This window comes from Pseudoalteromonas aquimarina (assembly GCF_049257255.1).
Lineage (GTDB): Bacteria > Pseudomonadota > Gammaproteobacteria > Enterobacterales > Alteromonadaceae > Pseudoalteromonas.
In genome coordinates this window covers 157,274-181,882 of the sequence record NZ_JBMMUG010000003.1, presented here as the reverse complement: position 1 = coordinate 181,882, position 24,609 = coordinate 157,274, and the positions used below count along the sequence as shown (strand labels likewise).

At 39.7% G+C, this 24,609-nt stretch carries 25 protein-coding genes; 7 read left to right on the top strand and 18 right to left on the bottom strand.

The genetic code is table 11. From position 1 onward, the window contains the following. Nucleotides 1-35: 35 nt before the first annotated feature. Both hutU and hutH read right to left on the bottom strand, forming a co-directional pair. The gene (hutU, locus tag AAEU29_RS08835; RefSeq protein ID WP_421972975.1) at nucleotides 36-2,045 is read right to left on the bottom strand and encodes a urocanate hydratase; all 2,010 of its coding nucleotides are present in this window, start codon (nucleotides 2,043-2,045) and stop codon (nucleotides 36-38) included. Between the two features lie 11 nt (nucleotides 2,046-2,056). Beyond that, complete coding sequence (hutH, locus tag AAEU29_RS08830; protein WP_421972974.1) at nucleotides 2,057-3,556, bottom strand: histidine ammonia-lyase; 1,500 nt, start codon at nucleotides 3,554-3,556, stop codon at nucleotides 2,057-2,059. A gap of 139 nt (nucleotides 3,557-3,695) precedes the next feature. Between hutH and AAEU29_RS08825 the strand changes: the two genes are divergently transcribed. Further along, nucleotides 3,696-4,589, top strand: coding sequence for a LysR family transcriptional regulator (locus AAEU29_RS08825; protein ID WP_421972973.1), 894 nt, complete (start codon nucleotides 3,696-3,698; stop codon nucleotides 4,587-4,589). A 34-nt stretch (nucleotides 4,590-4,623) separates the two neighbouring features. Here AAEU29_RS08825 and AAEU29_RS08820 read toward each other — a convergent pair whose 3' ends face one another. From AAEU29_RS08820 to AAEU29_RS08785, 8 genes are read right to left on the bottom strand one after another with little or no spacing between them, the layout of a single operon-like run. Beyond that, nucleotides 4,624-5,070, bottom strand: coding sequence for a DUF2799 domain-containing protein (locus AAEU29_RS08820; protein WP_421972972.1), 447 nt, complete (start codon nucleotides 5,068-5,070; stop codon nucleotides 4,624-4,626). 14 nt (nucleotides 5,071-5,084) lie between these two features. Beyond that, a complete protein-coding gene (locus AAEU29_RS08815) occupies nucleotides 5,085-5,543 on the bottom strand; it encodes a DUF2799 domain-containing protein (RefSeq protein ID WP_421972971.1) in 459 nt (152 codons plus the stop codon). A 9-nt stretch (nucleotides 5,544-5,552) separates the two neighbouring features. Beyond that, the gene (locus AAEU29_RS08810) at nucleotides 5,553-6,935 is read right to left on the bottom strand and encodes a tetratricopeptide repeat protein (RefSeq protein ID WP_421972970.1); all 1,383 of its coding nucleotides are present in this window, start codon (nucleotides 6,933-6,935) and stop codon (nucleotides 5,553-5,555) included. A gap of 3 nt (nucleotides 6,936-6,938) precedes the next feature. Further along, nucleotides 6,939-7,625 carry a hypothetical protein gene (locus AAEU29_RS08805; RefSeq protein ID WP_421972969.1) on the bottom strand — a complete coding sequence of 229 codons (687 nt, stop codon included), beginning with the start codon at nucleotides 7,623-7,625 and terminating at the stop codon, nucleotides 6,939-6,941. Then, the gene (locus tag AAEU29_RS08800) at nucleotides 7,625-8,032 is read right to left on the bottom strand and encodes an ExbD/TolR family protein (protein ID WP_105172298.1); all 408 of its coding nucleotides are present in this window, start codon (nucleotides 8,030-8,032) and stop codon (nucleotides 7,625-7,627) included. Before AAEU29_RS08800 ends, AAEU29_RS08805 begins: the two co-directional genes overlap by 1 nt. Next, a complete protein-coding gene (locus tag AAEU29_RS08795) occupies nucleotides 8,020-8,424 on the bottom strand; it encodes a MotA/TolQ/ExbB proton channel family protein (protein WP_421972968.1) in 405 nt (134 codons plus the stop codon). The genes AAEU29_RS08800 and AAEU29_RS08795 overlap by 13 nt, the downstream gene beginning before the upstream one ends. A 3-nt stretch (nucleotides 8,425-8,427) precedes the next feature. Next, on the bottom strand, nucleotides 8,428-9,690 hold the full coding sequence (locus AAEU29_RS08790; protein ID WP_421973336.1) for a MotA/TolQ/ExbB proton channel family protein: 1,263 nt from the start codon (nucleotides 9,688-9,690) through the stop codon (nucleotides 8,428-8,430). After that, on the bottom strand, nucleotides 9,690-10,487 hold the full coding sequence (locus AAEU29_RS08785) for a DUF3450 family protein (RefSeq protein WP_421972967.1): 798 nt from the start codon (nucleotides 10,485-10,487) through the stop codon (nucleotides 9,690-9,692). The genes AAEU29_RS08790 and AAEU29_RS08785 overlap by 1 nt, the downstream gene beginning before the upstream one ends. Nucleotides 10,488-10,968: 481 nt before the next feature. Between AAEU29_RS08785 and AAEU29_RS08780 the strand changes: the two genes are divergently transcribed. Then, complete coding sequence (locus tag AAEU29_RS08780; protein WP_421972966.1) at nucleotides 10,969-11,340, top strand: substrate-binding domain-containing protein; 372 nt, start codon at nucleotides 10,969-10,971, stop codon at nucleotides 11,338-11,340. 11 nt (nucleotides 11,341-11,351) lie between these two features. Further along, nucleotides 11,352-12,488: a porin gene (locus tag AAEU29_RS08775; RefSeq protein ID WP_421972965.1), complete on the top strand. Its 1,137-nt coding sequence runs from the start codon at nucleotides 11,352-11,354 to the stop codon at nucleotides 12,486-12,488. A gap of 108 nt (nucleotides 12,489-12,596) precedes the next feature. Here AAEU29_RS08775 and AAEU29_RS08770 read toward each other — a convergent pair whose 3' ends face one another. Further along, on the bottom strand, nucleotides 12,597-13,748 hold the full coding sequence (locus AAEU29_RS08770) for a capsular polysaccharide export protein, LipB/KpsS family (RefSeq protein WP_421972964.1): 1,152 nt from the start codon (nucleotides 13,746-13,748) through the stop codon (nucleotides 12,597-12,599). Between the two features lie 318 nt (nucleotides 13,749-14,066). On the opposite strand from AAEU29_RS08770, the gene AAEU29_RS08765 reads away from it, so the two are divergent. Beyond that, nucleotides 14,067-14,468, top strand: coding sequence for an MAPEG family protein (locus AAEU29_RS08765; RefSeq protein WP_421972963.1), 402 nt, complete (start codon nucleotides 14,067-14,069; stop codon nucleotides 14,466-14,468). 27 nt (nucleotides 14,469-14,495) lie between these two features. Continuing rightward, the gene (locus AAEU29_RS08760) at nucleotides 14,496-15,074 is read left to right on the top strand and encodes a GNAT family N-acetyltransferase (protein WP_421972962.1); all 579 of its coding nucleotides are present in this window, start codon (nucleotides 14,496-14,498) and stop codon (nucleotides 15,072-15,074) included. A 70-nt stretch (nucleotides 15,075-15,144) separates the two neighbouring features. On the opposite strand, the gene AAEU29_RS08755 is transcribed toward AAEU29_RS08760, so the two are convergent. Beyond that, nucleotides 15,145-15,291: a hypothetical protein gene (locus AAEU29_RS08755; protein WP_274760350.1), complete on the bottom strand. Its 147-nt coding sequence runs from the start codon at nucleotides 15,289-15,291 to the stop codon at nucleotides 15,145-15,147. Next, entirely contained in the window at nucleotides 15,278-15,616 is a 339-nt protein-coding gene (gene maoP / locus AAEU29_RS08750) for a DUF413 domain-containing protein (RefSeq protein WP_274760349.1), read from the bottom strand. Before maoP ends, AAEU29_RS08755 begins: the two co-directional genes overlap by 14 nt. 341 nt (nucleotides 15,617-15,957) lie before the next feature. Here maoP and AAEU29_RS08745 point away from each other — a divergent pair, with 341 nt between their 5' ends. Continuing rightward, complete coding sequence (locus AAEU29_RS08745; RefSeq protein WP_421972961.1) at nucleotides 15,958-16,719, top strand: DUF4097 family beta strand repeat-containing protein; 762 nt, start codon at nucleotides 15,958-15,960, stop codon at nucleotides 16,717-16,719. Nucleotides 16,720-16,780: 61 nt separating this feature from the next. On the opposite strand, the gene AAEU29_RS08740 is transcribed toward AAEU29_RS08745, so the two are convergent. Then, complete coding sequence (locus tag AAEU29_RS08740; protein ID WP_421972960.1) at nucleotides 16,781-17,176, bottom strand: DUF3465 domain-containing protein; 396 nt, start codon at nucleotides 17,174-17,176, stop codon at nucleotides 16,781-16,783. A 223-nt stretch (nucleotides 17,177-17,399) separates the two neighbouring features. Further along, nucleotides 17,400-18,764, bottom strand: a complete 1,365-nt coding sequence (locus AAEU29_RS08735; protein WP_421972959.1) for a DNA recombination protein RmuC — start codon at nucleotides 18,762-18,764, stop codon at nucleotides 17,400-17,402. Between the two features lie 263 nt (nucleotides 18,765-19,027). Between AAEU29_RS08735 and AAEU29_RS08730 the strand changes: the two genes are divergently transcribed. Next, a complete protein-coding gene (locus AAEU29_RS08730) occupies nucleotides 19,028-19,270 on the top strand; it encodes a hypothetical protein (protein WP_274760344.1) in 243 nt (80 codons plus the stop codon). Nucleotides 19,271-19,282: 12 nt separating this feature from the next. Here AAEU29_RS08730 and AAEU29_RS08725 read toward each other — a convergent pair whose 3' ends face one another. From AAEU29_RS08725 to AAEU29_RS08715, 3 genes are all read right to left on the bottom strand, one after another. Beyond that, nucleotides 19,283-20,098 carry a helix-turn-helix transcriptional regulator gene (locus AAEU29_RS08725; protein ID WP_274760343.1) on the bottom strand — a complete coding sequence of 272 codons (816 nt, stop codon included), beginning with the start codon at nucleotides 20,096-20,098 and terminating at the stop codon, nucleotides 19,283-19,285. 230 nt (nucleotides 20,099-20,328) lie between these two features. Further along, on the bottom strand, nucleotides 20,329-23,460 hold the full coding sequence (locus AAEU29_RS08720) for an SNF2-related protein (protein ID WP_421972958.1): 3,132 nt from the start codon (nucleotides 23,458-23,460) through the stop codon (nucleotides 20,329-20,331). Between the two features lie 171 nt (nucleotides 23,461-23,631). Next, complete coding sequence (locus AAEU29_RS08715) at nucleotides 23,632-24,600, bottom strand: ParB/RepB/Spo0J family partition protein (RefSeq protein ID WP_421972957.1); 969 nt, start codon at nucleotides 24,598-24,600, stop codon at nucleotides 23,632-23,634. Nucleotides 24,601-24,609 lie beyond the last annotated feature (9 nt).

Sequence of the window (24,609 nt, the reverse complement as noted above, 5' to 3'; positions counted from 1 at the left end):
TTAGAATGGCCTTTTTGCTAAATTTTTAAGCAGTTTTAAAACGCTAGTTTATTTAAAATATCGTCTTCGACATTTTGTGAGAGCGTTACTTTAAGTTTAGGAGTGCGTTCCATTTCGCGTTTGATAGCAAAGTTAGCTTCCTCATTACGCGCCCAGCTGCGACGTGCAATACCATTGTTTACATCAAACAGTAGCATTGATTTTAAACGGCGCTCAGCATCGTCACTACCGTCAAGTAGCATACCGAAACCACCATTGATCACTTCACCCCAGCCAACGCCACCGCCATTGTGGATAGACACCCAAGTTGCACCGCGGAAACCATCACCAATCACGTTGTGAATAGCCATATCAGCAGTAAAACGGCTACCGTCGTAAATGTTTGATGTTTCTCGGAATGGTGAATCTGTGCCAGATACATCGTGGTGGTCACGACCAAGAACTACTGGGCCAATCTCACCGCGCGCAATCGCATCGTTAAAGGCATTTGCAATCTTAATACGACCTTCAGAATCAGCGTAAAGAATACGCGCTTGTGAACCAACCACTAGCTTGTTCTCTTTCGCGTCTTTGATCCATGTGATGTTATCTTGCATCTGCTGCTGAATTTCCTCAGGCGAGTTTGCCATGATCTCTTCAAGTACTTTTGCAGCAATAGCATCTGTTTTATCTAAATCTTCAGGCTTGCCAGAAGTACACACCCAGCGGAACGGGCCAAAACCATAGTCAAAACACATTGGGCCAAGAATATCTTGCACGTATGACGGGTATTTGAAATCGATGCCGTTTTCAGCCATTACATCGCCACCTGCGCGTGATGCTTCAAGTAAGAATGCATTACCGTAGTCAAAGAAGTAGGTGCCTTTTGCTGTATGCTTGTTCACAGCATCTGCATGACGCTTAAGTGTGGCTTGTACTTTTACTTTAAATACTTCTGGTTCTTCACGAATTAAGCGGTTTGATTCTTCATAGCTGATATCAACCGGGTAGTAACCGCCTGACCAAGGGTTATGAAGAGACGTTTGGTCTGAACCTAAGTGAATAAAAATATCTTCAGCTAAGAAGTTTTCCCATACATCAACAACGTTACCAATAAACGCAATTGACACCACTTCTTCGTTTTCTTGCGCTTTACGAACACGTGTAACTAGGTCTGGCATATTATCAACCAGTTCATCTACCCAACCTTGTTGGTGACGCTTAATCGCCGCTTTCGGGTTCACCTCAGCACAAACAGTAATACAGTTAGCTATGTTACCCGCTTTAGGCTGTGCACCACTCATACCGCCAAGACCAGCAGTTAGGAAGATCTTACCTTTTGGTGATTCGCCTTTATTAAGTACTTTACGGAATGCATTCATAACCGTAATGGTTGTACCGTGAACGATACCTTGCGGGCCAATGTACATAAATGAGCCTGCTGTCATTTGGCCGTACTGCGTTACACCTAGCGCATTGAATTTTTCCCAGTCATCCGGCTTTGAGTAATTCGGGATCATCATACCGTTGGTTACAACCACACGCGGTGCATCTTTAGATGATGGGAATAAACCCATTGGATGACCAGAGTACATATGTAGCGTTTGGTCTTCTTCCATTTCGCTTAGGTACTTCATCGCAAGTAAGTACTGCGCCCAGTTTTGGAATACCGCACCGTTACCACCGTAAGTGATAAGTTCCTCTGGGTGCTGTGCTACTGCTGGATCAAGGTTATTATCGATCATTAACATGATCGCCGCAGCTTGCTCACATTTAGCAGGATAATCAGAGATTGAACGTGCTTTTAGCTCATAGTTTGGCTTAAAGCGGTACATATAAATACGGCCAAAATCTTTTAGCTCTTGTGCAAATTCTTCAACAAGTTCAGCGTGCCACTCTTTCGGGAAATAGCGTAGCGCATTACGTACCGCTAGCTGTTTTTCTTCAACCGATAAAATATCTTTACGCTTTGGCGCGCGGTTAGCGCCTGCAGGATATGCTTTAGGCGCAGGCAGTTCGCTTGGGATACCCTGTTTTATGCTATTTTGAAATTCTTGTAAGTTCATGTCAGTTATCCTTAATTAAGCGTAACAGTAAATGCCTGAGATGTTACAAAATCAACCATGGCATCAATATCAGGCTTTAATAGTCTGTCTTCTTCTAATTTCGCAACCTTAGTACGGATCAGCGCATGATTTTGTTCAATAATATCTGAACAAGTATTTGGGCGTCTAAAGTCAACGGCTTGCGCTGCGTACATTAGCTCAATGGCAAAGATTTTCTCAAGATTACCAAGAATTTGGTTAAGTTTACGGCCCGAAATACTGCCCATCGACACGTGATCTTCCTGACCCATTGACGTTGGCACACTGTCAGCTGACGGTGGGAAACACAGTGACTTGTTTTCTGTTACAAGTGCAGCAGTGGTGTACTGCGGGATCATCATGCCTGAGTTTAGGCCGCCTGATGCAGTGAGTAGGCGCGGTAAACCGTGTAAACCTTCAAGTAATAAATAACAGCGGCGATCTGAAATGTTACCCAGTTCAGCTGCAGCAATTGACGCATAATCAAGTGCCATTGCCAGCGGTTGACCGTGGAAACTACCGCCCGAAATCGCTTCTTCTTCACTGATCACAATTGGGTTATCCGTGACCGAGTTCATTTCAATTTCAACAAGTTCTTTTAAGTGGTTGTATGCGTTGCGTGATGCACCGTGCACCTGCGGAATACAGCGCAATGAATAAGGGTCTTGTACGCGGTCGCAGTCGGTGTGATCAGCCATATTTTGCGAATCTTTAAATAGACGACGCATGCGTGTTGCTACTTCAACATTGCCAGCAAAGGCACGAATTGCATGTAGCTCTTCTCTAAATGGCGATTGGCTACCTTGCATACCTTCAATGCTCATTGCACCTGCAACATCAGCAAGATCAAGCAGGTAACGCATCTTAGTTAGGCCAGTAATACCATGCGATAAAATAAACTGGGTACCATTAATGAGCGCTAAACCTTCTTTAGCATGCAGATCCATTGGCTTTAACCCATTATCAGCTAGCGCTTTCGCCGCAGGTACGATTTCATCGCCAACCCAAAACTCACCTTCACCTAAAAGTGGTAAGAATAAGTGTGATAATGGCGCTAAATCGCCCGATGCACCCACCGAGCCTTGCTCTGGTACGACTGGAATTAAATCAAGCTCAATAAACTTCAGCATACGCTCAACAGTTTCAAGGCGAATACCCGAGAAACCTTGGCTTAAAGCGTGCACTTTAGTGATCAGCATTAGTTTAGAAATCGATTTAGCAATTGGATTACCAACACCCACTGCGTGGGTAATCAGCAGATTTTTTTGTAATAGGTTTGTTTCTGCTGGGGTGATTTGCGTATCACACAAAGGACCAAAGCCGGTGTTAATACCGTAAACTGCTTTGTCTGAAGCCGCCATTTTGTCAACGCGTTGACGGCTGGTATTTATTTTATCAATCGCTTCTTGGCTAAGCTCTGCTTTAACACTGCCATCGGCAATGCCATTTACAATATCAATATTAAGGCGATCTACGCCGTATTTAAACGTCATTGTTGTCTCCTAACGTTTTAGTCATCTAACTGTGATGATTAATCAATAGAGTAATGTTAGCTTGCGAGCCAAGTTTTATAAATGCATAATTATCGATGCTTATTCCGATATTATCGAACTAAAAACAAGGCTAAAAAAGATGCAAATTCATGACGTCGATCTGCGCCTATTGCGCATATTTGTTGCAATTGTGGAATGTGGCGGGCTCTCTGCCGCAGAATCTCGACTGAATATTGGCCGCTCAACCATTAGTTCACATTTATCTGATTTAGAAGTGCGCCTTGGCATCAAACTATGTAAGCGCGGGCGCAGCGGTTTTGAACTGACCGAGCCTGGCCGCATAACCTACCAAGCAAGCCTTGAATTATTACAGCAGTGCGAAGCATTTGCCACTACAGTTGCAGGCTCTAAAAATGAGCTATCAGGCCGCGTAACGATTTCGGTAATTGATACCATGGTGAGCGATCCGCGCTGTGGCATAAGTGAGGTCATTCGCGAGCTAAAGCAAAAAAGCGATAACATTCAATTTGATATCAATGTGTGTGAGGCGAGGGAAGTAGAAACTTCTGTGGTAAATGGACGCTCGCTGGTGGGGCTTGGCGTAAGTCGTCATCACTTGCGTGGTTTAGATTACTTCCCACTGCATAACGAAACCAACTATTTATACTGCGCCAAAGGGCATGCACTTTTTGATTGTAAATCGAATGAGCGCAATAAGTTACTGAAGCAAGCCGAGGTGATTACCTCAAACTACATGCGGGATAAAGAAGTGCGCAACGATGGCCTAAATTATCAAAATAGTGCGACCGCCTATCATGATGAAGGCATTGCACATTTAATCTTATCAGGCGCCTTTATTGGCTATTTACCAGAGCACTACGCTAATTACTGGGTTGATAAAGGACTGTTTAAAGCAATTCACCCCGAGAAATACCACTACCAAATTCCCGTGATGTTAATCACCAAAAAAATGAGCTCAGTATCGCCACTTGCCAAAGCGCTGGTTGAAGAGATTAAACGCTGCCATCGCTAGCGTTTAATCTTTGATTACACTTTTAAATGGGTTTTCAGCCACCTACAGATGACATAGCTGAGCCTGATGAGATCAAGGCACGATCTTTCTCTCGTTCAGCAAGCTCTGTGTTTTGCTGTTTTTCACGGCGGTCAAGACTACCTAGTTTAAAGCCTTTATCAAATTCTGCTCTTATTTCTAATGGGCATATTTGCTGATCAGGAATACCTTTTTCACCAAGTTTAAAGCCATTTTCATAACTACAATATTGTTGTATGCCTGCCGTATAACCATCCAAGTACAATGCTTGCGCATTGCTAGGTAAATTATCACCGCAGCTTGCTTTGTATTTATCAAACTCACGCACCGATTTACCAGCAAGAGCCACTTCACTACCAAGCGACAACCAATCTATTGAGTTATCGCATTCAACTTGGCTAGTGGTGGTATTGCAACCCACTAGAGTTGCAATACCCATTATTAAAACGAGGTGTTTATTCATAATAAACTCTTATCCTATTGCCCTGTAGAAGACTGTCCATTTCGGTTTTGTAGTGCTCTTCTTTCCAATTCGCGCTCAGCATAGTCAGCATTTTCTTTCTTTTCACGGCGATCGAGATAGCCAATTTTATAGCCTTTATCAAATTCTGCGCGGATTTCGAACGGACACACATTAGGATTTTCAATGTCTTTTTGCGCTAGTTCAAAGCCATTTTCATAGGTACAATACTCTTTAATACCAATGGTAAAGCCATCGAGATATAAATCTTGCGCATTTTGAGGTAACGCATCACCACACTGCGCCTTATAGTTATCAAAAGCGCGAACACTTTTCCCTTTTTGCGCAGTAGTTAACCCTAATTGATGCCAATCAGTTTGGGTGCTACAGACAAATTCATTGTCTGTTGGGATAGATTGACAGCCAGCCAATGCCATAAAACCAATTATTAAACCCAGATTCAGATTGTTTCTCATTGTTCTTCCTTAAATTTCAGCTTGTTGTTTTTTTGTCACAATAATATTTTCAAGCAAAGTAATTTGCTCTGAAATACCACGAGTTTCAGGGAAACGGCTTGTCACACTTTTTAATACGCTAAGCGCAGCATCGTACTTTTGAATATCAACATATAATTGCGCACGACTCAGCATTGCTTGTTTTTGCCAATCGCTTAGCGCTTCTGCACGCAAATACAGTGTTTCGGCTTGTGTGAATAACTTTCGGTCAATTAAAAAATCGGCATAAGCAATTAACGCCTGACCATGATTTGGATTTGCATCTAACGCTAGTTTAAACGCTTGTTCTGCATCATTAATATTGGCAGTTTCGCTATTAAGTAAGGCTTTATGCAAATAGATAACACTTTTGGTTTGTGCATCAAATGTCGCCAGTTTGCTATTAAGGGATGCCAGAATTGTTTTGCTTTGTTGCCAAAGACCACGCTGAGATAACCAAGTAAGATAAGTATTTAAACTGGTCAAATCCAAATCGTATTGTGATAAATGGGTGTTGATAAGCTCAACTGCGCGCTCAAAACTGTCTTGTTGCAAATGTAATTGTGCTGCGGTTTTAAGATTAGTTTCTCGCTTATCACCAAGTAAAATAGCCATTTCTAATGAGGCCAATGCGGCGCGACCATCATTTTGTTCAAGTGCTAAAATCGCCTGATTTAGCCATAACTTACTGTCATTAGGAGATTTTGCAATTAGCTCGCTGAGTAATGCTGCAGCCGCCTGATACATTTTTGCTTGAGTAAGCGCCACAAACAAACCTTGTTGCCACTGCTCTTGTTCAGGTTCAATAGCCAGTGCTTGCTGGTAAGCATTAATTGCTGAGTAAGGACCATAGAGCGTTAAATTAAGATAAGCAAGCTGACCATAAACCACCGCATCATTTGCGCCGAGCGCAATGGCTTTAGCAAAATACTCTCGCGCTTTTTGTTGATCATCTTTGATTAAATATAGCTGTCCTAAATCACTGTGTGCGCGAACTAACTGCGGGCTTCTTGAAAGAGATGCAAGATAGGTTTTTTCAGCCTTTTCATAATCTTCTAAGGCAAAATAAAGCTGCGCTTTTAACATCAACATAGCAACACTAAGTTCAATGTCATAAAAAGCTTCAAGTTCTTTTAATACTGCTTGCTTGTCGCCACTTTCTAGAAGCGTGCGAAGGCGCTCTGCTGTTTCTAACTCTTCAGGGGCAATATTTGCCTCTTTTTCACTATAGGGTCCTGCAAATTGAGGCAAGACAAATGTTGGTTGTTCTACTTCAATTTTAAATTTGCTTGTTAAATTACTTGCGTTACTAGGCAAGCTGTTTACAGCAATAAAAGCGCACGAAGCAAAAAATAAGGGGGTTAGTTTATTCATTGTTTATCTGCCGTAATTAAAATGAATGCCATATAAATAAATTGCTTGCACAGGTTGGCCATCTTTCTTTGGAATACTAAAACGTGCATGCTCTACCCAGTTGCGGATCACTTCGACCATTTCTGGGTAAACTGGATCGGTGATACGCTTAATATAAGGCTTACCGGTTTGATCGATTATCAGCTCAACTTCTGTTGAAACTCGCTTAATGCCTTTACGCCGAATTGACAGCGGTGGTGGAAAGTACTTTTGCTTCACAACCTGTGGCACCTGATCAAGTTTCTCTACCGCCATTAACGGCATGTCGAGTGCCAATCGCTGCTGAATAATATTGGCATCCATCGTAAATTCAGGTAATGCCAACGACTGCACTTTTGGCAATGTCATTTTAGGTTTATCTGCATAATTCACCTGAGGACCATCACCTAAGCCCGCAATATTTAAACTGGTTTGCGCTGTGTCACTGCTTTTTGCTTGATTTCGCATTGGCGGTGGTGGCGGAGGTGGTGGTGTTGGCAATGCGATATCTATTTTGCGCACCAAAAGTGTTGCCTCGGGTGGTTCTGGTGTTTCTTTAAGCACATGCAGTAAATAAACAAGTGAAGCAACTAATATGGTACTGATACACCAAGGTGCGATAAAACTAAATACAGTGTTACTGGGCGATTTAACTAAACTGAGTGTTGCCATCATTTCACCTGAGTTGCTAAACTGATGTTTTCAACCCCAGCAAGCTTTGCTTGATCAATCACTTTTACTAAGAGCTCTGTTGGCACGCGCTTATCAGCTTGAATGACTAAAGGGCGCGCTTTAGTTCTGCTCGCTTGCATTAACGTGGCTCTTACACCTGCAACCCCTATATTTGTGCCCGCGTACATCACTTGCCCTGCATCTGTAATGGCGAGCATAAGCACCGATTTTTGCAATTGCTGGCTCGAAACAGCGCTAGGTTTATCAACTTCTACACCGGTTTCTTTAACAAATACGGTAGTTACAATAAAAAAGATAAGTAGAATAAACACCACATCCAGTAAGGGTGCTAAATCGATTTCTTGGTTTTTACTGTCTTCTATTTTTTGCTCTATTAACGAACGCATACTGCCTCCACTTGCCAAGCGGCTACTTTGCTTTTTAAAAGGGTATGAAGCAGTACACCTGGCACCACAAATACGAGCCCGAGTTGTGTTGTGTACATGGCGCTTGCAATGCCACCACTTACCATCTCTTGCATATCTAGGCCGTTGTTAAGCGACATAAAATTGAAAGTGCTTAACAGCCCACTAATGGTGCCGAGTAACCCCAATAAAGGTAAGGCTGCTAGCATTGTTTTTAATGCTGCTATCCAATAATTACAGCGCATTAGCCATGCTTTATTAGGTTTGATAAAAAACAGTAGAGATAACAATTTGCCATAACTGAATATGGCAACCGCCAGTAACGCCCAAACCACAGCGTTACTGAAAAGTTTTAAATACACAGATAAATCCATGGTTTAAAACTCATATTTACTGAGTTGAATAGCGTTCGCCTCAAGCTTGGCATTATGACTTTTCGCTTTACGGCTCAGTAAGGCACTTAAAATCAGTGAAGGAATGGCAACAATTAAGCCAAGCTCAGTTGTCACTAACGCTTCTGAAATGCCGCCTGAAACAGTTGCTGCATCCCCCGTACCAAAAGTATTCATCATCATAAAGGTATTGATCATTCCTGAAACAGTGCCCAATAAACCAAGTAGTGGTGCAATTGCAGCTGACGTTGCAACCACACCTAGGTAATTCTCTACTTGATAGCGATATTTCATTAAAAACGCTACTAGCTGGTCGTCACGTTGACTTGAAACAGGGTAATTTTTTGCAATTTCAACAAGTGTTAATTCGGCGCCACGAAGGTCTTTTGCTGATGATAATCGCGCGGTAAGATCTGCTTTAACGGATGGCAACTTAAGCAGCTGTACAGCTTTAATAAGGGCTACAATCAAGGATAACGCACCAAAAAATAAAATAGGGAGTGCCCATACACCACCTTTTTTAATGTGTTCTACAATACCTTGTTGCTTATTTTGTAATTTAGCAGCATTGCCGAGCGTTGGATCAAACACTACTGTACCTAACCCAGTTGAGTTAAGCTTTGCTAATTGGGCAACTTCGCCTTCACTGTAAACCCCCTTGACTAAACTTGGTATTGCTTGGTTTACATGTTTTTCGATAAGCCCGCCCGACGCTCGCTCTTGGTTATACGCAAGTGCTATCGGGCCCATTTCAAGTACATTAAAATGTTCAATTTCACCATTTTCATCAACCACTTTCGATGGTTGCCAACGCGGTACAAGTGCATCAACTAATTGACTTTGTAGGGTATTAAAAACCGATTCACTGATTACTACTTCATCATTCGCATTTGTAAATTGTCCAAGCGGCGTACCATTTTGCTCAAAGTAGCTTTGCAGTAGTAATTTTTGATAGTTGTCTTGCGCACGCCATTTTTCAACACGTTCTGAAAGTTGTTCAACACTCAAAATCTGCTCGTCAGCAACACGCTGAATTGCTGATGCTTTATCGCGTAAGGCTTTAACATCATTAAGCGCTTGATTAATTTGCTTTTGATAGGAGAGAGATTGCTGATTTACTTGCTTCTCAATAGCCATTAACTGTTGTTTAGATTTGGCAATGCGATCGAGTAGTTGTTGATTTACATTTGTTTCACTGTAACTAAAAGCACTAAAAAACAAGGCCATTAAAATCATAAAACGAACCATCACAGACGCTCCTTATCAATACTCGCAATTGCTAACGGGGCTTTTATAAATGCTGCATTCGTCGGTTTTTCAAGCATCGCTTTTATCGCAAGTAAATCGCTAGGTAAGTCTGCATCATTTAAATTGCCAATCAGTTGTTTAGCAGCCTCACCGTGATGCCACTGCCAGCCTGCTTGTTCAACTCGGCCTAAGCCAAAAAACTCGCCATCATTACTGATGTACCATGCTTGTGATAAACCTAAATAGATTTGATTTACTAAACGCTCTGATTCGCCATCGTTTGAAGGTATTCGCATACTGGTATTATGAATCGCAAGACGTTGATTAAACTCATCAGCCGATTTATACATACTGAGTAAACGCTCAAGCTTTTCACTATTTGGAAGCTCGGTCTGCTCTATTTGGCTTGTTTTGTTATGCCAGTCCGTTTGTATTGGGGGAGGTAAAAGTGGCGTAATGCGTTTAACAAAGAGATAAGCATTTTTTAATGCCGTATCTATTGTTTGCTGATTTTTTTCAAAAGCTACTTGCTGTTCTGTAAGTGCTAAGCGTTTGGTATCAACTTCACTACGCGCTGCATTTGCTGTTTTGAGCAATGCGTTTAGCGCTTGTTTTTCTTGTTTTAAAAGAGAAAGTTGATTTTTAAGTGCCTGTTCATTGGCCTGCCAATTAAGTTGCAGTTTGCCTTTTTGACTTTCCAAATCTAACCATTGTTGCATTAATTCAGCGTCTGAAGATTGCGCATGCAGCACCGATGAAGACAGCGCTGTCATTGCAAACACAAAAACGTGTTTCATTGCTTATCCTTGTTGTAATACTTTTCTGCCCTTAATGAAAAAGAATTACAGATGCATAACAATTAAGCAACAACTTTGTGACAAGCGGCATTGAATATTAAATATATTCACCTAGTAATTGATTTTTAAAAGAATAGATAAAGATAACCGCGAATAAGCTATCGAGGAAGATAAGCTAACTTTAAGCAAAAACGTAAACCCCATTTACACCAAAATCCGTCAGCAATTTCCTTATTCTCACATTAATTTCGCAAAGATTTACGCGAATAATACAAAATAAAAACATGTTTTTTCGCAAATTTAAAAACAAAATTAATATCAATTTCTTGATATCAGGGACATGCAAGACTACTTTTTGAATATCGTTATGCAATACGCATAATGCTTAGCGCAGCAATTATAAGGATTAACTATGTTATTACCTTCACCCAAAAAAACGTGGAAAGTTGTTTGTGTAGTATCCACATTGACATTAATGAACATGTCACATGCAATCGCTGATGTTGCGGTTGTTGTCCATCCAACCAATGATTCAACTTTTGATCAAGCGACCATTAAAAAAATATTTTTAGGAAAAGCCAAAAGTTACTCTAACGGCCGTTCTGCCATTTTAATTAGTGCAAGCTACAATGATCCAGCTACCGAAGAGTTCAATTCAAAAGTACTAGGTAAATCGAGCAGCCAGGTAAAAGCTTATTGGTCGAAAATTCTTTTTACCGGTAAAGGGACGCCACCGCAAGAAATGGATTCAAATGCAGCTGTTATTTCATCGGTAGCATCGAATCCTGATGCAATTGGTTATTTAGACGCTAGCGCAGTAACAGCTGATGTCAAAGTCATAGCAACATTCTGAGGAGAGATAAAATGAAAAAGCTTTCACTAGTCGCATCAGCATTGCTTATTATTTTCTCTCAATCAGCTAATGCAGAGCTAAAAATAAGTGGTTACGGTTCAATTATCGCAGGTAAAACCTTAGGTACAGTCGATGATCCGCTTAATCCAGGGCAGAAACGAGATGAAATTCTCACGGCTGATTTTTATGATGTTGGTCAGTATAATAATGATCTCACATTTAAAGCCGAGTCAATCCTTGCTGTGCAAGGCACCTATAAATTTAATAGCCAGCTTTCAGTTACTGCACAATTGGTTGCTAAAGGTGTAGATGACTTCAAACCTGAATTCGATTGGTATTATGTTACCTATCAAGCCAATGAAGATTGGACATTTATGGCTGGGCGTCGAAATATCCCGATGTACTACTTCTCAGAGTTTGCAGAAGTAGGCTATGCCTACCCTTGGATGCGCCCACCTTCAAACCTTTACTGGTGGCAAGTAACCCAGTTTGATGGTGCTCATGCCATGTACAGCTTCGAAATCGGTGATTACTCAAATACCATTACTGCGTTTTATGGTAACGAATATTCAGACGATAATGTGGAAATGCTGTATTACGATAAACTGTATGGCGGTACAGCGCGAACAGTAAATGAATACTGGACCGATATCGCAGGCTTTAATTGGAATATGTCAGGTGATTTCTTCGATCTGCGTTTTGTATACTTTCAAAATGACAGAGATAGAGAAACCATTCAACAAGATGGCAGTATTAGCCCCTATACACCTTTCTCGCAACAGTTTATAGGTTTAGGTGGTCAAGTAAATATAAGTGACTTCACCATTCTTTTTGATATGAACTATGTTGAATATGATGATGCTGTAGGTACAGAATTCCCGACATATCTTATCTCTGTGGTATATAACATTGGTGAATTCCAACCTTATATTTCCTACTCTAAGGCGGATCATGAGCGTTCTAAAGTCCCAACAGAAGACTTAGAAGAACACTATATGTTGAGCTACGGTTTACGTTATGATTTTTATTCTAACGTTGCCTTTAAAGTGCAATACGACACCTTTGTAGATCAAGGGCATGAGCCATCAGGTTGGGCCTATCATGGTGATTCAAGAACAATTAGTATGGGCATAGACTTTGTTTTCTAATTGAAATAAGAAAGGGCATGGAATTGCCCTTTTATTCTATTAAAGCTCAAATAATCTATTTTTACTAGCCTATGATTTAAGAGTGTTTTAAGAACAACTTATCACCATTTAGTGGTTGATTTGTGTTGAAAATTCATCACACCCCAACAGCCTACTCTCAATAGCCTGTATATGATTTTTATCTGCTCGTCGCCATGCTTGTGGAATAGCGTAAACCCCGTTTACATAATCTAAAAAGCGTTCAATAAGATGCGTATTTGGCTGCCACTCCATCACAGCACTAAGCTGCTCAACAAGTTGGTCTGCTGAATTTGCTGCTAACACCATGCCAGGTAGAGCGTAGCAGGCATTGCCTAGGGTAATTAGCTTTCCGCCCAGTTGTAAGGTTTCAAGCCCGACAGTTGAGTTTATAGTAATAGTAGCTTTGGCGTTTTTAATTAGCTCTGTTGCTTTTACATTATTGGCAAATACCGCTTGGGCATGTGCGTTATGTAAATGGGTGAATTTTTTGGGCCAATTAGGATGCTCTTTAAACACCACTTTCAAATTGCTGTAAGGCAGTGCATCAACAGCTTTCATAACTTCATCAAATAATTGTTCCATGGTTTTAATCCACGGAGAATGCACAACCACTTGGGTATCGTTTGGTACTTGAAATGGCACAAAAATATACTCTTCTGGCAAGCTTTCGATAGGATTGTCTGCCAAGCGCTTTTTATGGTTTTTTGCTTGTTCTATTGAGGCTAAAGCAACGCCAGTTAATTCTCGCTCTAAATAAAAGCTTGGCGATTTAGGCAAGCTTGATAAGTAATTAACGCCTTTCGGATCTAAGCAGGTAGTGTTAGGTACTAAACCATTTTCAAAAAACATCACTGGAATATTTAAAGATTCAGCAGCACATACCACTGTTTGGTTTGGTAGTTTTTTGCCATTCCAAACAACAACTTTATCTGGCTGCTCTGCTTGGAATAAATCGATAAATTTCAAAAAGCGTAACGTTTCTATTGCTTTTAAGTAGCCGCAGAACAAACGGCAAAACAAGTTTGATGAAAATAACTTTGGATGACGCGCTTTTTTACGTAACAAATGATGCTCGAGCATTTCTTTGCTATCAAAATCTGGCAAACGATTAAGGTGTTTCAGCGCCCCTAAACGAGGCCAACCGGTTACATGAAGCTGCGCGTCTAGATTAAGCTTAGCAACTAATTTTCGATAATATTTCGCATGGCTGCTATTTCGAGATACAAATAAAATTCGCATAAATACTAAAAACTAACTTTTTGCAAAGTGTATGAAACAAGTATGACGAAATGATTAAGCTATCAAATTATTGAAATACACAGACAAGTATTCCCGCTATTCCGCTAAGCAAACATTCATTAACCATAATTATGCAAACGTTAAATTTTTAGGTTGAGGAGCACACTAAACCAAGTATTCAAGCTATTAAAGTAGGTTGATTTCCATTTAAAAGAAAAAAACGTGTATTTAACTAAGTGCTCTATGTTACAACAGGTTAAGTAAGATAAATGATCTTTTAGATCAGCATTAAACTATTAAAAAGATAAAAGGCTCAGTATGATCTATGCAATGTTTGCTATGGTAGTGTTAACCTTTATGGTTGGTATTGTCGCTGTAGTTACCCGTGTAAAAAGCGTTAAAAATGGTAGTGTAAAAATAAAATACTACCGCACGATGGACGGGCAAGAAGTACCTGAACAATTAACTAAATCAACGCGTTGCTTTAACAATATGTTTGAAGTGCCTGTTTTATTTTATGTTGTTTCTACGCTCTTTGTGATACTCAAAACAAATAATGAGTTAGCGTTACTACTTGCTTGGGTATTTGTTGGATTTAGAATTGCCCAAGCTATTGTTCACCTCACATATAACAATGTACTACACCGTATGTTGATGTTTTGGGGCGCAGTGATTTCAGTGCTGTCTATGTGGGTTATTTTACTCATTCAATTAGCATAATCAGTGCGAAAGTAACTAGGATTAGTCATGGAAGCTAAACTGCCATTTCCAAATTTAGACACTTCACGATTAACACTAAACATGCTGACAAACAATGATAACGATACGTTATTTTTGATTTTTTCAGATCAAGAAGTGGTGAAGTTTTATAACATCGAAGCTTTTACATCAAAACAACAATCTCTTGATTTAATAAACTTTTTTAATCAACGATTTGATAAGCTAGAGGGTATTCGTTGGGCTATTCGACTTAAAGAAACTGGCGAGCTAATTGGCACGTGTGGTTTTAATTCGTTTAATCCAAAAATGCGAAATACTGTTATTGGTTATGAATTTGCTTCTGCTCATTGGGGAAAGGGGTATGCCACTGAAGCTTTAAACGCAATTATTGCATTTGCTTATTCAGCGCACTCACCATTTGGTGAATTATATCGAATTCAAGCAGATACCATGCTGGGTAATGTCGCATCAGAAACAGTACTTAACAAGCTTGGTTTTAGAGAAGAGGGGATCCGCCGAGCAAGCGGTTTTTGGAAAAACGATTATCATGATCTAAAGTGCTTTGGTTTACTAAAGCCAGAGTTTAAGCACCCAATACTCAGTTGAACATTATCGACATTCTTGGGCAGCACAAAGTAATTTTTTGCTGCCCAAAAAGAACCAATTAACACGTTAGTTAATCACGTTCATCCCAATCATAATCATCAAATTTCTTACGCTTATTTTTACCTTCAAACTTACTTTTAGGCTTTTCGCGCTTTGCTTTTTTACTGGTTTTGCTTTTTTCTAAATAACTATCTTCTTGCAAACTACGCTTCATCATAACCCTCTAATGAATACTTTTGCTCTGATCGCGAACTATTTGCACTAGCGCGATGCGTTACACTATAAACGGCTTTTAAATACTTTCGCCACAGTTTTACTTCGTAACTATTAGATGCAATATTTGACTGCATACACGCTACAAATTCCGACTCAGCAAGGGTTTCAGGGAATAAACTGCCACCGTTTAATCCATTTAACGTGTCACCGTACTCAACTAAAAAATTAGCCTCGGAAATAGTAAAAAATCCAGATCGCTCTATGCCACCTGCAAAATGCTCATCGTCATAAAACTTTCGACGTCCAGCGCGGATCGTGTTTGTCATAACAATTATCTCTTAAAAAGGGGCTGTTAATCGGCGATAAAATTAGCCAAAAAATATGAAAGATAAATGACAGTTTTAAAAAACATTCAATACAGCGAATGGGGAATAGCTAAGCAAAGTTAGTCAATTTAACAAAACAGCTTAGTAAAAATTACTAACTATTCGCTTAATAATTTTTAAATTTTAATCACATAAAAATAAAGCCATACTTTTCAGATACTTAAAAATTGGCCTACTGATTGCAATTCCACAATCATAAAATCAAATATGACGATGAAAAATAAATACATTTCATTTAGTCCAATTAAGAATCATGCGCTTTACGCAAAAAAGGGAATAACATGTATAAAACACTTTCAGCAATCGCTATGGCAACATTACTTTCTGGTTGCGTAGTTCATATTGGCGGCAGCACAAATGCAGCAGATACTCATATAGAGCGAGAACTTGTGTTAGACGCAAGCCAATTATCAAAACTAGTAGCTGAAACAGGCGCTGGTTCGCTTAAAATTATAGGCTCAGATAGCAGTGATAAAATCACAGTAAATGCTGATATTTATACCAGTGAAGCTTTGAATTATGAGCTATCATTAACCCAACATGGCGATACTGCAAAATTAATTGCTGAGCACGATCTTCAAGACGGTTTTCATATTCACATCAACCAAGGCCACAGTATTGATCTTGTCATTACCATGCCAAGCAAATTGGCATTAGAACTAGATGACAGTTCAGGCGACATTACTATCAAAGGGCTGAATAACACTATTAAGGTAGATGATAGTTCAGGTGACTTAACGATTGATGGCGGTAAATCAGTTTACATTGATGACAGCTCAGGCTCATTATACGTTACTAATATTCAAGGTGATGTTGAAATTGAAGATGGATCGGGCGACACCACCGTTGAAAACACTAAAGGCGCAGTTACTATTGAAGATGGTTCTGGTGATGTGGTTGTCAGAAATGTCGCTGGCACAGTAAAGGTAGACGACGGTTCCGGTGATATTAGAGTTAATGGTGCAGGTGGGCTGATTGTTGAAGATGATGGCTCGGGCGATTTAGATATTGATAATGTAAAAGGTGAAGTTAAAATCGATTAAACTTCATTTTGCTTAATGTAGTTGCTTATATAAGCAACTACATCAAAGAATAAAAGCTTTACTATTGATAAACTTTTCCCTTGTGTTTCAGCCAACCATGGGCATGTTTATTACGTGGGTCTTTGTGAGTCCAATGCATAACGCCACCTTTTTGAGTCCACTCGTATTCGCCATAAAATTCAACCCTATCGCCCACTTTCAAATTTGAAATTCGTGGCGCTAAATCAATATTATGTGCAACAAGAAGGGTTTGTTGATTAGCTAGACGCAAAATAAACTTTTGGTGCCTTGAGCCATCATTATCATCGGGTAGTAAACGAAGCACAGTGCCTGAACCTTTTACTTGAATATCACTTTGCTGATTTTTAAATGCGTTACCTAGCTGACGATCATCTGCGTGTAGATTGTAAGCGGTTAAGAAAAAACCAGCTAATAAGAGGGCGATAAAGTGTTTCATTTTTCAATCCTTTGAGTAACAGCTAAAATAGGTGATTAAATTAATAATGTGCTTTTTGCTGATAATTGTTAACTAACCCTAAGCATTTTAATGCGCGTAAAAATTGCAGCTAAAATTTAATCTTCAATAACAAGCTTATTGACTGAAAATGACACATTATTGGCGGGTTTTGCAAATCATTTAAAACTGTAAAGGGGATTTACATTCTCCCCTAAAACCTTTTTTAAACTTCTTCACTTTGCTCAAAGTTAAGTTCAAGCTCGGCTTTTTCAATTAATTCTTTTGGTAACTCTTTTTGTACTGCGACACCGAGCTCTTTAAACTCAGCAGCTTGCTTGATTAAGTTGCCTTTACCAGAGTAAAGCTGAGCAAATGCACGATCGTAGCCTTCTTTTGCTTTATCAAGGGTTTTGCCAACGCCCTGCATACTGGTTAAAAAGCCATTTAACTTAGTATAAAAACGTTCTGCACGCTGTGCGAGTTCGGCGCTATGCTTACTTTGCTCTTCAAAACGCCATAATTGACGCACAATATTCATACTGGTTAATAACGTCGAAGGCGTTGCTACTAAAATGTTCTTCTCGATGGCACGCTGATATAGATCAGGTTGGTATTTTAATGCTTCAACATAGGCCGATTCGATAGGCATAAACAGAATTACCACTTCCGGTGAGTTTAAGCCTGGCAATTTGTCATATCCTTTACTTGCAAGTTCCTCAATACGCGCATTAACCGCCATTACATGCTGCTTTAATGCCTGTTCTGCAATTAATTCATTATCAGCATTTACATATTGGGTATAAGCATTTAAAGACGTTTTAGCATCGATAACCAAATGGCGATTTTGCGGTAAAAATACCACCACATCAGGTCGGTAATTACCTTCAAGGGTTTTTACATTAAATTCCCGTTGGTAATCGTCACCCACTCGTAATCCAGCGCTTTCTAACACATTCTCTAACATCAATTCGCCCCAATTTCCTTGGGTTTTCTTTTGCCCTTGAAGGGCTGTTGTCAATTGCTCAGCCTGTGAAGTAATGGCTTGATTCAACTTTTGTAAATGCACGAGTTCTGTTTTTAGTTCTGAGCGCTGTTTTAACTCTTCAGTATGAATGGTTTCTACTTTTTGCTTAAAGCCTCTGAGCTCCTCTTGCATTGGCTTAAGCAAATTAGTCACACTTTCTTGATTTAACGACTTAAAGGCTTGCCCTTTTTCTTCAAATATTTGATTCGCAAGCAAGGAAAATTCTTTTTTCAGTTCTGTTTTCGCTTCTTGCAGGCTGGCAAGTTGCTGTTGATAGCTGTGTTCGCGCTCTGTAAGGCGTGTTTGCAGAGCACTGTATTTAATGCGCAATTGATTGGCGCGCTCTTGCTCTTGTTGCCAGTTAGTAAAATTTTGATCTGAACTTGCTGTCAGACCCACTAACTTTTCCTCTAACCCAGCTTTTTCTAGCAAATACTGAGCTTCTAGCAGGGCAATTTTATTTTTATGGCGACCAGCAATGATAAAAACTGTCACTAAAAACACCGCGAAGAGCGATAAAAATGCGGTAATGACTAGTTCAGGTTGGTTTAGCAAGGCTTGCATGGGCTTTTCCTATTTGTGGCAACATAATGAGTATACCTTTTTTGCGCTTTTACCCGCACATAAATCAATTATTTACGGCGCAACATGTAAAACTTTTTAACACCTATATGTCATTAGCGTAGGTAAAATTATGTTTTATTGGCTAGTAAAAAAGTGATCTGTAAACATCTTTTACAGGTCAAAAATCATGCTATTTCTTTTTCAAATAAAGTTGGCTTTAATAACCTTAAACCACGGGTGAGCAATAATAAAAAGGCTTTATTATGAATACATTAGATAATTTTTTAAAAGCACAAAACGGCTATAAAAGACTGCTAAAAGTCGAGCAGCAACTTATTAAAAATGCAGTGAAAGAGTATCAAATTTTAGAGTTAGTAAAACAATGTTCCGAAGCAAGAACAGCACGAAATCAGCAGCTTTTAGCGTTATTACAAAATAACATGCTAGGTGCGCTCACCTTTGTTGGTATATTAATGATCCCATATTTAACATTAATGGCATTTTGAAAAGCCAACCTATTAATTAATGTAGGGTGTAAGCTGCTTACGGCACTCAGGCTCGATTACAATTTGTTGCTGCTCTGCTGCGGCTTGGTAAATATCAAGCCGTAAATGCTGAAGCAAATATTTTAATAACGCAGCGCGGGTTTTAAGCACTAATTTTTGATTTGTCATTTGGTAGTCGTGCGCAATAACCTTTTTTTGCAGGTCGTTTAAGCGATGATCAGGGCACACCACTAATTCAACTTCGGTTTGCCAAAGGGTATCTTGAGTGTGATTATGTGACGCATCCCCTTCAAATGCATACTCTCCTGAAAAGCGCGATAGCACAAAATCGCGATAATCTTGGTTTTTCTCACAAAACGCACGTACATGATAACGCGTACCATCATAAACTAAGCTATGAGGTTGAATTATACGGTCTTCAAACTCAGGGCTAGACAGTGAAATATAACCAATATCTAAACGTAATTGGTAGCGAATAGCCTGTAAAATTGGCCTCACAAGTTGCGGGCTAATATTACGATGTACTTGCGGCAAAGTTTCAACTAGCGAGGTAACTGCTTGGCTTGATTGTAAATTAAAGAGTGCATGGTAAGTTGAAAAAGCAAAATCAATAAATTGTGGAGTGAAATCTGGCTTGGCAATATGTGCACGTTGTTGGCTAATAAATTCAAAACCTGTTGGATTGAGCTGCTTGTATTCTGAAATATACTTTTGTGCCGTAGGGCGACTTGTTTCAAAGTAATCCATTAATTGGCGGGCGTTAAGCTTACCTTCCCACAGTAACAGTGCTTCAATTACCTGATAGCGCTTTATGTCTTCCCAACGCATGAATATGCCTTACAAATGCAATTTTTATTATTTGTAGTTATTTTGACGTGCTAAAAAGAAAAAAGCCAGACACATTGTGTAATGTATCTGGCCAAAAAATTACTAACTTAGTAATCAACGGGAAATCTACTAATCCAGGGATGGATTTAGACAACAACAGCAATTCATCATGTTATCTGTATTAATAGACTAGCCGTTTTCAGTTAAGTTCAAATTTATTTTAAAAAAATTTACGATCCTATTAATTGCAGGAGATCTTGTTCACTAAAATCAGAGAAACCATGGCTGTTACTATCAAAAAAGCGCTCAGCTAACGCGGCTTTTTCTTGCTGCATACGCTGTACTTTTTCTTCAATGCTGTTTTGACAAATCAACTTATACACAAACACCGGTTTATCTTGCCCAATGCGATAGGCTCTGTCTGTTGCCTGGCGCTCAACTGCAGGGTTCCACCAAGGATCATAATGAATAACGGTGTCAGCAGCTGTTAAATTAAGCCCTGTGCCGCCAGCTTTTAAGCTAATTAAAAACACACTGACTTCACCTTGTTGAAACTTATCAATGGCTTTTTGGCGATGACGGGTTTGCCCCGTTAATAAGCTGTAGTCTATGCCTATCTCATTAAGTTTTTGCTCAATCAGTGACAACATGCTGGTAAATTGGCTAAAAATAATGACTTTTCGCCCTTCTTTTAGCATCTCAGGCAAGGTATCGGCTAAATAGTTTAGCTTAGCGCTATTAATTGCTTCTTCAGGGTCGGTCGACTTATTAATCAGTCGCGGATCGCAACAAATTTGTCTGAGTTTTAAAAGCGACTCTAAAAACAGTAACTTACTAGCCTGTTGTTCACCCGCTTCAAAAATCGACTTCACCTTAGATTCAATTTGTTCACTGACTTTTTGATATAAGGTTTTTTGGCTATCGCACAGCTCAATTACTTTAACCATTTCAGATTTTGCTGGTAATTCTTTTGCCACTTCCGCTTTAGTACGCCTAAGTACATAACCCGCGATAATATCGTTCAATTGCTCAGCACGATACGCATTGTTTTCTTTTTCAATTGGTTGTTGGAAATGATTTTTAAAGTAGGCCGTACTGCCAAGTAATCCCGGCATAGCAAAGTCAAATAACGATTTAAGTTCAGATAAATTGTTTTCTACCGGCGTGCCACTTAAGCATAAATGGAAATCACCTTTCAGCGCTTTGGCAAATCGCGATACCTTTGATTGATAATTTTTAATGGTTTGCGCTTCATCCAAAATAATATTACCGAAGTGCATTTGCATATAATGCTCGTGATCGCGAAGCAGTAATGGGAAGCTTGTGATAACTACATCTGCTGTGGCGGCTTTAGCCAACAACTTTTTACGGTTTGCTCCCTGTACTGCAACCAATTTTAAATCAGGCGTAAATTTTTCAGCTTCTATCAGCCAGTTATTAACCAAACTGGTTGGGCAAATAATTAAGCTTGGGACAGAGTTACGTTTCGCTTCTTTTTGACTTAACAAGAAGCTGAGCACCTGTATTGTCTTACCTAAGCCCATATCATCAGCCAGAATGCCGCCTAGGCCATGCTTTTCTAAAAACTGTAACCAAGCCAAGCCTTTTAGCTGATAATCGCGTAGCGTAGCATTAAGGCCCTTAGGTAAATTAGCCGTTAAACTATTTTCACTGTGTTTTAAGTAAAATAACTCGGCTAATTGCTTATCTTCAATAGAAAATAGCGTGCTTTCGCACATGCGGAGCAAGGTCAATGCAGAAAGTGGCAAGGTAAAGCGTTTTGGCCAACGCTTTTCACCATAGTATTGATCAATTACATGTTTTAAATTAAGCGCATCATCGCGACTAACCACAAGCCAACGATCTTGGTGATAATTGATGTAATAACCTTTGTTAGCCTTGTTATTAATTAACGCGGCTTTTTCACGTAATAAATTAAAATCTAATACCAGCTGATCAACTGAAAAATTTATATCTACTTGCAGTTTGTTATTAGCCACGCGAGATAAATGCGCCACTAATTTCGCATCTGTTGGCATCTCCAACTGCTTAGTTGGCTCACTCACTTTCCATAAATGACTTTTAAGCTCGTTGCATATTTCATTAATAAACCAGTGCCATTGCACTTGGTTTTCATTAGATGGTGGAAAACGGAAATAACGAATATTGGCTTCGCTTGAAATAAGTTCCAAACCATAGTTATTCAGCTGATTAATGCAGGTGTTTTCAAATGCGCTATTGTGCACTGCAGTTTTATAATTAAAGCTCAGTGCCAAAGTTGGTAGTTCATCCACTAACTCAAAGCGTAAACAGGGCTGTGGCGTGGTGGATTGGCTATCACTATCAACCAAATACGGCACAAATCCAAAGCCATATAAGCCGTTGAGCTTATCTTGCGCTTGTGCATAACTACTTTTTTCAACCGCAGGCATAGTCAGCAATAAACTCATTTCATCACTGGCAAGACTGGTATCAATTTCACCCACTTGTTTTGTTTCAAGATCAACAAAATACGGCGGTGTGGTTGGCACTAATACCCAATTATGATGATCATTAATGCTGAGTTTAAGTTCGGCACCAAGATCATTCTCTTGCCAGTCAATCGCCAGGGTTTCTTTGTGGATCAAACTTAGCGGTGTGCGCTCATCGCCCCAAAAACATCGTTTTGTTTCAACGAGTTTAGCTAGCGCTAATGCGCCCCATTCTCCGGTGAGAATAAGTTTGCCCAAGGTATTTTGTGAACGGATCCAACTAAATAAACGAAAGTCTTTTTCGTCGAGATCTTTTGGCGTTACTTGTGAAGACAACTGCTTAGCTGTTAATGCACGGCCTAACCCATAGTTATTTTCGCTGCGAGGGGCAATTTTTGGCAATAGCGCAATGTCATCACCATTTTTCTCTAAACTAAACAGTAAAACATTGTCAGCTTGATTTTCAGACTTAGATTTCAATGCTTCTAAGCGGGTAAACCAATCGTGCAACAAGTAGTTTTTGCCAAATTCACCAGAGTGCTCAGTTTTAAGAGACAAGAATACCGCCGCAATATGCTCACATTTTTGTCCTAAACGACATGAGCACGAGGTAGTTACTTGTGGTTGGCCATTACGTTGTTTAATCGTGGCTTGCGGGTAAAAGGTTTCGCCTTGCTGATTGGCAACTTCACCATTAATCGATTTAAAGCCTTCACTTGCTTCTCGCCAAAGTACAAGCTCGTGACTTAAGTAGTCTTTTGCTTTTGTGAACACAGCTGGCTTAAAAAAACGTTTCAAGAACGACTCAGTTAAAGGGAAACTAGTCTGTTCTTCGTTTTTAATTTCATCAAACAATGCGAGTAAATCGTTTTTTGACAAGCGCTGTGACATATCGGGGCTATAAAAAATCAATAATTCTGCCAGTATATGGGTATTTACTCGGGCAGCAAAGCGAATTCTGGCGATTTATGACGAATTTATGATATTGATTAGGCTGTGGTTAAAAAATGATAATAGAAAGCGCATTTACTGGGCTGCAAATGCGCTTTTAAAGAGAAAGTGCTAATTAAAGTTAGCAAGTAACTTGGTTAATTGTTCCATGCGCTTGTCGGTAAGTACGCGATTATCAATTTTGATAACAACATCACCACTTTTTTCATGCTTTTGCGCACTAATGTAACTGTTACCCATATCAATTACTTGACGAGTTGCACTTTGAGTTGGCTCTGAGTAAGTAAGTTCACGGGTAATCGCAAGTGCCGTTTTATCATCCGTATCAAGAGTAAGCTCTGTTAAACGCTGTTTAACGTCATCTACTTTTGTGGCAAATTGTTCCGAATCTTTCTCACGTGCTTCAATGAGTTTTTTAGCAACTTCTCGGCCCACATGATTTGCCGTTGGGTAAAGAGATAAAACTTCTTGCGGTAATTTTTCATATGCTTTTAATGCATCAGCAATCGCGGTATGTGACACACCTTCAATTTCAGCAAGTTCACGGTATGAGCCTTTGCGACCTTGATCAATTAGATCTTGCTTGGTTTGCGCATACGCTTGACCAAGCTCCCATAAACTAGGTGCAATGTATTGATCCGATGAAACGGCTAAGATTTTTGCATCTTCATCAGTGAAATCTGGTGAGCTTAATACCAAATAGTCACTGCCTGCGATCATACATGCTTTACGACGACGAGAACCGGCAAGAACAACTTCTTGATCGCCCTGTTGCCAGCAAAGTGCAGGGTGTTGGTTACGACCATCATTTTTAATGCTGGTGATAATATCTGACACTGATTTTTCATTTAACAGCGCTTGCACACGGCGGTTTTTACCGTACACATTAGTAGTGTGTGCAATTTCCTGATTTTTAATAAGTTTGCAGTAAAGCTTAATTTCACGATTAGGATCTGAAGGTGCAGGCATGGTGATCTGATCACCGGCCTTCGCATTTTCTAATAAAGCATCTAAACTGCTCGATTCCACTGCCGTTGCAAAGGGATCGATTCGAGTATCATTTTTACGTTTTTTTGCCATTGTTAAACC

What these genes read in the sequence shown, in the direction of transcription:
- hutU (WP_421972975.1), bottom strand. Translation starts at nt 2,045, where the DNA reads ATGAACTTACAAGAATTTCAAAATAGCATAAAACAGGGTATCCCAAGC.
- hutH (WP_421972974.1), bottom strand. Translation starts at nt 3,556, where the DNA reads ATGACGTTTAAATACGGCGTAGATCGCCTTAATATTGATATTGTAAAT.
- AAEU29_RS08825 (WP_421972973.1), top strand. Translation starts at nt 3,696, where the DNA reads ATGCAAATTCATGACGTCGATCTGCGCCTATTGCGCATATTTGTTGCA.
- AAEU29_RS08820 (WP_421972972.1), bottom strand. Translation starts at nt 5,070, where the DNA reads ATGAATAAACACCTCGTTTTAATAATGGGTATTGCAACTCTAGTGGGT.
- AAEU29_RS08815 (WP_421972971.1), bottom strand. Translation starts at nt 5,543, where the DNA reads ATGAGAAACAATCTGAATCTGGGTTTAATAATTGGTTTTATGGCATTG.
- AAEU29_RS08810 (WP_421972970.1), bottom strand. Translation starts at nt 6,935, where the DNA reads ATGAATAAACTAACCCCCTTATTTTTTGCTTCGTGCGCTTTTATTGCT.
- AAEU29_RS08805 (WP_421972969.1), bottom strand. Translation starts at nt 7,625, where the DNA reads ATGGCAACACTCAGTTTAGTTAAATCGCCCAGTAACACTGTATTTAGT.
- AAEU29_RS08800 (WP_105172298.1), bottom strand. Translation starts at nt 8,032, where the DNA reads ATGCGTTCGTTAATAGAGCAAAAAATAGAAGACAGTAAAAACCAAGAA.
- AAEU29_RS08795 (WP_421972968.1), bottom strand. Translation starts at nt 8,424, where the DNA reads ATGGATTTATCTGTGTATTTAAAACTTTTCAGTAACGCTGTGGTTTGG.
- AAEU29_RS08790 (WP_421973336.1), bottom strand. Translation starts at nt 9,690, where the DNA reads ATGGTTCGTTTTATGATTTTAATGGCCTTGTTTTTTAGTGCTTTTAGT.
- AAEU29_RS08785 (WP_421972967.1), bottom strand. Translation starts at nt 10,487, where the DNA reads ATGAAACACGTTTTTGTGTTTGCAATGACAGCGCTGTCTTCATCGGTG.
- AAEU29_RS08780 (WP_421972966.1), top strand. Translation starts at nt 10,969, where the DNA reads ATGTCACATGCAATCGCTGATGTTGCGGTTGTTGTCCATCCAACCAAT.
- AAEU29_RS08775 (WP_421972965.1), top strand. Translation starts at nt 11,352, where the DNA reads ATGAAAAAGCTTTCACTAGTCGCATCAGCATTGCTTATTATTTTCTCT.
- AAEU29_RS08770 (WP_421972964.1), bottom strand. Translation starts at nt 13,748, where the DNA reads ATGCGAATTTTATTTGTATCTCGAAATAGCAGCCATGCGAAATATTAT.
- AAEU29_RS08765 (WP_421972963.1), top strand. Translation starts at nt 14,067, where the DNA reads ATGATCTATGCAATGTTTGCTATGGTAGTGTTAACCTTTATGGTTGGT.
- AAEU29_RS08760 (WP_421972962.1), top strand. Translation starts at nt 14,496, where the DNA reads ATGGAAGCTAAACTGCCATTTCCAAATTTAGACACTTCACGATTAACA.
- AAEU29_RS08755 (WP_274760350.1), bottom strand. Translation starts at nt 15,291, where the DNA reads ATGATGAAGCGTAGTTTGCAAGAAGATAGTTATTTAGAAAAAAGCAAA.
- maoP (WP_274760349.1), bottom strand. Translation starts at nt 15,616, where the DNA reads ATGACAAACACGATCCGCGCTGGACGTCGAAAGTTTTATGACGATGAG.
- AAEU29_RS08745 (WP_421972961.1), top strand. Translation starts at nt 15,958, where the DNA reads ATGTATAAAACACTTTCAGCAATCGCTATGGCAACATTACTTTCTGGT.
- AAEU29_RS08740 (WP_421972960.1), bottom strand. Translation starts at nt 17,176, where the DNA reads ATGAAACACTTTATCGCCCTCTTATTAGCTGGTTTTTTCTTAACCGCT.
- AAEU29_RS08735 (WP_421972959.1), bottom strand. Translation starts at nt 18,764, where the DNA reads ATGCAAGCCTTGCTAAACCAACCTGAACTAGTCATTACCGCATTTTTA.
- AAEU29_RS08730 (WP_274760344.1), top strand. Translation starts at nt 19,028, where the DNA reads ATGAATACATTAGATAATTTTTTAAAAGCACAAAACGGCTATAAAAGA.
- AAEU29_RS08725 (WP_274760343.1), bottom strand. Translation starts at nt 20,098, where the DNA reads ATGCGTTGGGAAGACATAAAGCGCTATCAGGTAATTGAAGCACTGTTA.
- AAEU29_RS08720 (WP_421972958.1), bottom strand. Translation starts at nt 23,460, where the DNA reads ATGTCACAGCGCTTGTCAAAAAACGATTTACTCGCATTGTTTGATGAA.
- AAEU29_RS08715 (WP_421972957.1), bottom strand. Translation starts at nt 24,600, where the DNA reads ATGGCAAAAAAACGTAAAAATGATACTCGAATCGATCCCTTTGCAACG.